Origin of the sequence: Thalassolituus sp. UBA2009, from assembly GCF_002335285.1 — a bacterium.
In the GTDB taxonomy this organism is placed as follows: Bacteria; Pseudomonadota; Gammaproteobacteria; order Pseudomonadales; family Oceanobacteraceae; genus Venatoribacter; species Venatoribacter alkanivorans.
In genome coordinates this window covers 573-7,359 of the sequence record NZ_DDCJ01000099.1, presented here as the reverse complement: position 1 = coordinate 7,359, position 6,787 = coordinate 573, and the positions used below count along the sequence as shown (strand labels likewise).

General features: G+C 54.2%; 8 protein-coding genes. 4 read left to right on the top strand and 4 right to left on the bottom strand.

Features of this window, described 5'->3' with window-relative positions; genetic code table 11:
* Positions 1-998, top strand: a 998-nt coding sequence (locus B3P58_RS12125) for a sensor histidine kinase (protein ID WP_286717753.1), incomplete at its 5' end; no start/stop codon positions are given.
* Between the two features lie 71 nt (positions 999-1,069).
* Positions 1,070-1,351: a pyrimidine/purine nucleoside phosphorylase gene (locus tag B3P58_RS12120; protein WP_145465985.1), complete on the top strand. Its 282-nt coding sequence runs from the start codon at positions 1,070-1,072 to the stop codon at positions 1,349-1,351.
* Between the two features lie 37 nt (positions 1,352-1,388).
* Here B3P58_RS12120 and B3P58_RS12115 read toward each other — a convergent pair whose 3' ends face one another.
* Positions 1,389-4,052, bottom strand: a complete 2,664-nt coding sequence (locus B3P58_RS12115) for a putative bifunctional diguanylate cyclase/phosphodiesterase (RefSeq protein WP_145465986.1) — start codon at positions 4,050-4,052, stop codon at positions 1,389-1,391.
* 26 nt (positions 4,053-4,078) lie between these two features.
* A complete protein-coding gene (locus B3P58_RS12110) occupies positions 4,079-4,732 on the bottom strand; it encodes a flagellar brake protein (protein WP_145465987.1) in 654 nt (217 codons plus the stop codon).
* Positions 4,733-4,910: 178 nt separating this feature from the next.
* Here B3P58_RS12110 and B3P58_RS12105 point away from each other — a divergent pair, with 178 nt between their 5' ends.
* Together B3P58_RS12105 and B3P58_RS12100 are read left to right on the top strand one after the other, a co-directional pair.
* Entirely contained in the window at positions 4,911-5,168 is a 258-nt protein-coding gene (locus B3P58_RS12105; RefSeq protein ID WP_145465988.1) for a DUF3820 family protein, read from the top strand.
* An 11-nt stretch (positions 5,169-5,179) separates the two neighbouring features.
* Complete coding sequence (locus B3P58_RS12100; RefSeq protein ID WP_225693346.1) at positions 5,180-5,884, top strand: glutamine amidotransferase-related protein; 705 nt, start codon at positions 5,180-5,182, stop codon at positions 5,882-5,884.
* A 53-nt stretch (positions 5,885-5,937) separates the two neighbouring features.
* Here B3P58_RS12100 and B3P58_RS12095 read toward each other — a convergent pair whose 3' ends face one another.
* Both B3P58_RS12095 and B3P58_RS12090 read right to left on the bottom strand, forming a co-directional pair.
* A complete protein-coding gene (locus B3P58_RS12095) occupies positions 5,938-6,171 on the bottom strand; it encodes a GNAT family N-acetyltransferase (RefSeq protein WP_145465990.1) in 234 nt (77 codons plus the stop codon).
* A gap of 69 nt (positions 6,172-6,240) precedes the next feature.
* A complete protein-coding gene (locus B3P58_RS12090) occupies positions 6,241-6,591 on the bottom strand; it encodes a DUF3301 domain-containing protein (RefSeq protein ID WP_145465991.1) in 351 nt (116 codons plus the stop codon).
* Positions 6,592-6,787: the final 196 nt, after the last annotated feature.

Here is a 6,787-nt window from a genome sequence, read left to right as displayed (position 1 = left end):
ATGCCGACAACGAATTCACACCAATCGTTAACGCCTTTAACACCCTGGTCGGCCAGGTTGATCAGTTCACCCGCCGTCTGTCAGACAGCAACAATCAGCTGCAGGCAGAGCAACAGCGGGTTGAAGAGCTGAACACCACCCTCGAATCCAAAGTAGAAGAACGCACGCGCGAACTGGAACAGAAAAATGCCGAGGCCAATGAATCGCTGCGTAAACTGAAGCTGACACAGCAACAGCTGGTGAATCTGGAAAAACACGCGGCGCTGGGCGAAGTTGTCGCCGGTCTGGCGCATGAAATCAACACCCCGCTGGGTATCAGTGTTACTGCGGTCAGCGCACTGGAAGACCAGCTGAAAGAAATTGCCCAGCAGTTCCGCAACGGACAACTGAATAAAGCAACCTTTGATGATTTTATTCAGTTCTCGGAAGAAGGCGTGCAGATTACCGCCGATAACCTGCGTCGCGCCGCCGATCTGGTGGCACGCTTCAAACAGGTGGCCGTCGACCAGTCGAGCGAACAGCGGCGGGATTTTGAGCTGGGCGATTATCTGCAGAGCATCATTGTTTCTCTGCGGCCGAATTATAAATACCGCCCGATTGATGTCAGTGTTGAATGCCCACAGCGAATTTTTATCAGCGGTTATCCCGGTGCTGTGGCGCAGATATTCACCAATCTGATGATGAACTCACTGACCCACGCGTTTGATGACAACAGCTCAGAGCGTGGCCAGATTCATATAGAAGCACAGCAGCGCGATCAGCAGGTAGAAATCACCTTCAGTGATAATGGCCGCGGTATGGATGAAGACACCCTGAAGCAATTGTTTGATCCGTTCTTTACCACCAAGCGCAATCAGGGCGGCAGCGGTATAGGTGCCTATATTATTCAGGATCTGGTCAGCCACCAGCTGCATGGCTCGCTCGAAGTCAGCAGTGCTCCCGGACAGGGTACACGCTTTGTTATCCGCTTCCCGCTGAGCCGGCAGAGCGCCGACTGAGCAGAGCGCTGATTGCCGCCCGGCAGCGGATGCGTATAATCGCCACTCCAATTCACGAGGAGTGCTTAACTGTGCTGAAAGTAAACGAATATTTTGATGGCAAGGTAAAGTCTATTGCCCTGCAAACCGCGACTCTGCCAGCGACTGTTGGCGCAATGGAAGCCGGTGAATACGAATTCGGCACCAGCCAGAAAGAAGTGATGACTGTCGTTTCCGGCAGCATGGACGTACTGCTGCCAGGCGCCAGCGAATGGCAGACCTTCGCTCAGGGCGAATCTTTCGAAGTGCCGGCCAACGTTAAATTCCAGGTAAAAATGGCGACTCAGACCGCCTATTTCTGTACCTACGAATAAGCGCCTGGCACGCAAGCGGCCAGCCCTGCTGGCCGCTTCAGTGCTGTAACAACAGTGCCAGTTCAGCCAGCGGCAATGGCCGGCTGAAATAAAACCCCTGATAGGTTTCACAACCGTTACTGCGTAAAAACTCCAGCTGCGGTGCCGTTTCCACCCCTTCTGCCAGAATCTGCAAACCCAGCCCGCGCGCCATATTAATAATGGTGCTGGTGATCACCCGCCCTTCTTCTTCACGCTCAACACTGTTAATAAAACTGCGGTCAATTTTCAGTTTATCGACCCGATAACGGTGCAGATACGCCAGCGACGAATAGCCGGTGCCGAAGTCATCCACCGCCAGCATCACCCCCAGCGCTTTCAGCCCGGCAATGGTCGACAGCACCTGCGCGGTCGGTTCCAGCAAAGCCCCTTCGGTGATTTCCAGCTCCAGCCAGCTGGGATCAAGCTGATAGATATCCAGCAAGGCTTTAAGGCGCTCCACCAGTCCACCGGCAACAAAGGTCGGCTGAGTAATGTTGACCGCCAGAATCAGCGGAGCAATCCCCTGCTGCTGCCAGAGAGCAAGCTGCCGGCAGGCTTTATTCAGCACCCAGCTGTCCAGTTCCGGCATCAGGCCGTTGTCTTCCGCCACCGGCAGAAAACGTCCCGGCTGAATCATGCCTTCCTGTTCGTGCTGCCAGCGGATTAAGGCTTCAACACCGGTCACCCGGCCGCTGCGGATACAGACCTGTGGCTGATAATGCAGCTGCAGCTCGTCATCGCGCTGTAACGCATGACGCAGTTCATTACCCAGCTCCAGCCGGTCAGTCGCCGCCTGAGTCAGGTCATTGGTATAAAACTGATAATGGTTACGGCCTTTGCTCTTGGCCTGGTACATCGCCACATCGGCATTACTGATCAGCTGGGTAACATCACGGCCATGATCGGGAAACAGCGTGATACCCAGGCTGGCGCCGATAAACAGTTCGCGGCCGATACCGACGTCAAAAGCACTGGCGAATAACTGCTGAATAATCTCAGCCACGCGTCTGACCTGATCCTCGCTGACGATATTTTCCAGCACCACCACAAACTCATCACCGCCCTGCCGTACCACGGTATCAGAGTCACGCAGGCGTTCACGCAAGCGCCGGGCACACTCCTGCAGCAGACGGTCGCCGGCCGGATGGCCAAGGCTGTCATTGATGTGTTTGAAATGATCCAGATCGATGGTGATCACCGCGACTTTACGCCGTTTCTGAGTTGCCAGGTCAATGGCAGTCTGCAGCTTAACCAGCAGCGAGCTGCGGTTGGGCAGGCCGGTGAGTGAATCGTAATGGGCCAGATAATCCAGTTGCTGCTCAGATTCTTTCTGACGTGAAATATCGGCAAACACCGCCACATAATGGCTGATTGCCTGACGCTCATCACGGACACTGGTTACCGTTAAAAACTGCGGAAACACCTCGCCGTTCTTACGCCGGTTCCACACCTCGTCACGCCAGAATCCCTTTTCCTGCACTTCACGGCGGATATCCTGCAGAACGTTACGCTGTCGCCGCTCGGGGTTGAGCATATCCACAGACCGGCCACGAACTTCCTCTTCACTGTAACCGGTAATGGTGCTGAAGGCCGGATTGACCGCTTCAATCAGACCATCCGGATTGGTAATCACCACCCCTTCCATGGTGGATTCAAATACCCGCGCCGACTGCTGCAGCCGCTGCTCACGGGCATGAGCCTCGGTAATATCCTGCACGGTACCGACCCGTGCCACAGCAATGCCGTTTTCGTTTACCAGAATTTCGCCGATGCCGTGAATCACTTTGACCAGCCCTGACGGCGTGCAGATGCGATAAGTCATATCAGAGGGTTGCAGCGTTTTCAGGCTGTGCTGCAACGTGCTGATAACCCGGTCCTTATCTTCCGGATGCAGGTAGGCAATGTAATGTTCAAGGCTGACCTGAGTGATCTGTGGGCTGAGCTCAAAAATTTCGCCCGCCTGAGGGGTAAAGGTGATGCAGTTGTTGAGTACGTCATCGTACCAGCTGCCGATTCTGGCCAGACGTTCAGTCTGCAGCAATGAACGCTCACGCTGCTCAAGATGGTTCATAACCGCCAGACGGTCGACCACCAGAAAGCAAAGCTGGGTAAAGGTTGAAAGCAGCGAGCGCTCACCTTCACCCGGTACCGGCGTGGCAGCATTAAAGCCCAGCAACATACAGCCAGCGGCATTATGACCGCCGGTAACCGGCAACAGCAGCACCTGATCACAAGCCATCGCCTGCAGCACCAGGCGTTCATCCTCACCCGGCGCTTGCGCTGCTGACAGCAACCGTGGCTGCTGGCCATTAACCAGCCCACACCATTGCTCCCGCTGCGCGACAAGCCCGTGTAATTTTCCTGTACTGGCTTCATCCTGACTGGCCAGAATGCACAGCGGCTGCGTATGAACACCTTGCGGGCATAACAACAGAGCAATCTGAGAAGCCTGTAAATGGGCAGCAATCCGCTGTAAAGAGGATTGCAGATCGGCGCTTAAGGTAGCGGAGCGACTGTGTAAAAAACGCTGCGCACTGCTTTCCAGCAACGACTCCAGCCGTGCACTGACAACCAGGGCCGGTTTCTGTAACCCGTTATCAGGCGCTTTGCCGCTGATCAGATCTTTCCAGATCTGACTCCAGTGGTCCTGCCGGTCGGCAGAAAATGACATACCAGTCATGCAACTACTCCAGAACTGGAAAACGGCTACTGCCGGTGGATATTAGAAAGCACGTAAGCGTGCAATGTGATGCGATCAGAATCACTCATAGCCTGAAACTGCAGCCCAACGCCGACGCCGCCGGTTTCTTTTGTAATCGCGCGGACAATAGCGTCGAGCTTAATAATGCGTTCAATACCACTGACCGCCACCTGCGCCGTGAGCTGAACATTTTCACCAACCTCGACCGGCAGCATCTTTGCTTCCAGACGCGCACCACCCAGGCTCAGGTCTTTAATCATGGCTGAACATTTCTGCGCGAAGTTATCGCCGTAATGTACCGACGTAATCAGCGCGACCTTGGCCCGGACCGAGCTGCGTACTTCACCCAGCACCAGAGAAGATGGCATTGCCAGATGCAGGTGCGGATAAGGTGCACGGGAAATATGCGTAATTTCGGTACGGAAGGCACAGGCACAATTCATTTGCGTGGCAAATAAACGCACAGCCAGTGGTGCTCCGAGCTTAAGCACCATGGGTGAGCCATTAACAAGTGGTGTGGTAACAACAATGCTTTGTCCGGCGCGATAGCCAATAAGAACGGACCTGTCACGTTCCGTGGTATAGCCCTCAAAATCCAGCTGCAACGGCTGGCCCGGCGTCAGCCGCAGATCCTCAAATCGTGTATTTTTTTCTTCCATGCCCGGTACATCTGGCCAAAGTGGTTATTGATACTTTAGTGTAGACCAGAAAAATGCCTGACAAAGTGTCCAAGCGTTTTGCAGCACTTGCAGGCTGCGCGACCACCGCTCATCATGTCGATGGTCACACCACAAACTGATGGGAATGGCCCCTTTTAACAGCATTCTGAGGTAGCCTGTGTTTGATAAATCCGACCTGCTCCGCCTGGTCACCATGACCATGCCCTTTGGCAAATATCAGGGGCGGGTGCTGATCGATATTCCCGAAGAATACCTGTTGTGGCTGAATAACAAGGGCATGCCGGCCGGCCAGCTGGGCATGCTGCTGGCATTAGCACTGGAAATTAAAATCAACGGTCTGGAAGATATTCTCAAACCGTTACGCGGCCAGTCAGCGACTGTACTGGTCAACCCTGCTTCCGACACTCTGCACTGACGACACACGCTATGAAAACGCTGGGCCTGCTGGAAACCGATACCCTCTACCCCGATTTGCTGGACGAATACCGTTCGTACGGCAATATGTTCACGCAATTTTTTTCCCGTCTGGGCATCCCCCTCGAATACCGCTTTTATCAGGTACAACAAGGGGAATTACCGCAGGATATTAAAGAATGCGACGCTTACCTGATTACCGGCTCCAAAGCCGGTGTCTATGACGACCTGCCGTGGATTGCACCGCTGCAGGACTGGATCAGGCAGGCCTACGCCCAGCACAGTAAAATGATTGGTATCTGCTTTGGTCACCAGCTGCTGGCGCACACCCTCGGCGGTTATGCTGCGCGCAGCGATAAAGGCTGGGGCATCGGCGTGCACACCACCCGTATTGAACACCGCCCGAGCTGGCTCAACGATGACCTGTCGCATTTACGTCTGATATACAGCCACCGTGATCAGGTACTGACCCTGCCGCCTGAAGCACGGCGTCTGGCCAGCAGTGAATTCTGCGAAAATGCGGCGTTTTATATTGACCAGCGGGTGCTGACCTTTCAGGGGCACCCTGAATTTACCGTGGATTACACCCAGAAATTACTGCCACGGCGGGAAAACTGCATCGGCCCGGATCTGTTCCGCGAAGGGATGAATACCCTCGCCCAACCTACCGATGCCGATAGCGTTGGACGCTGGCTGGCAGAATTTATCCGCCTATAAATTTATTCGCCGTTAAAAAAAGCCTGAAAAATATCTGCTGGCCAGAACAGCCATCAGAGAAACTTACGCACATACCAGCAGCTGGCCTGAATGTCATACCCCTGCCCCTTTGCCCAGGCCAGCCCTTCTTTTACCAGCTCTTCAGCCAGACCTTTACCGCGCAGACGGAAAGGCACATAGGTGTGGGTAAAATCAATCTGTTTGCCTTCAACCACATAGTCCAGCACACATTCGTGGCCGTCCTGTTCAATAATAAAACGCTGCTGTTCTGCCTGATGAATAACCATACAACCTCCGCCTATCAATAACCCGGCTTTAAATCTCCTGATCCTGAAATACCTGTCAGTACATTCGGATCAGTGAATACGATGCGCCTGTAACTCCAGCTTTGCCACCCGCCGGCCAATCAGCGTCAGCAGGCCCTGATAACGTTCATCACCGGTAGAAGAAAATTCGAAACGGTAAGTCCTTACCAACCGCCAGCCGCCGGGCTGACTGCGGCCCTCGCCTTTTACCAGCTGCAAAGACGGAATGCGGCGGATGCGTATCCGCTCCAGCACCAGGGTATCGTCCAGCAGCTGTACATCTTCCTGCTGACAATGACGACGCACCGACTGCAGCGCCAGAAGCCGCGCCTGCTGTTGCCGGTTCCAGAAAAGATACGCCAGCGCTACGCAGGCAAAAAAGAAAATCCAGCCAAGCATCATAATGTCCGCCTTTAATTCCGCCCTTGCGGACATAAATTACCGATGGGCAGAATATGGAGGCAAAGCGGGCAAATTAAAAGCCCGGATCAGCACCACTGTTGTCCCACGGCTTGGAATGAGATCGTGTCACTCCAGGCTGCAGCTTCATCGATTATTGTTTTTCAATTTGAAACGCCTTTCCGGGGCTCCGCCCCTG

Excerpts from the sequence above, each read along its gene's own strand:
- B3P58_RS12090 (WP_145465991.1), bottom strand. The coding sequence starts at position 6,591 with ATGATGCTTGGCTGGATTTTCTTTTTTGCCTGCGTAGCGCTGGCGTAT.
- B3P58_RS12115 (WP_145465986.1), bottom strand. The coding sequence starts at position 4,052 with ATGACTGGTATGTCATTTTCTGCCGACCGGCAGGACCACTGGAGTCAG.
- B3P58_RS12095 (WP_145465990.1), bottom strand. The coding sequence starts at position 6,171 with ATGGTTATTCATCAGGCAGAACAGCAGCGTTTTATTATTGAACAGGAC.
- B3P58_RS12110 (WP_145465987.1), bottom strand. The coding sequence starts at position 4,732 with ATGGAAGAAAAAAATACACGATTTGAGGATCTGCGGCTGACGCCGGGC.
- B3P58_RS12100 (WP_225693346.1), top strand. The coding sequence starts at position 5,180 with ATGAAAACGCTGGGCCTGCTGGAAACCGATACCCTCTACCCCGATTTG.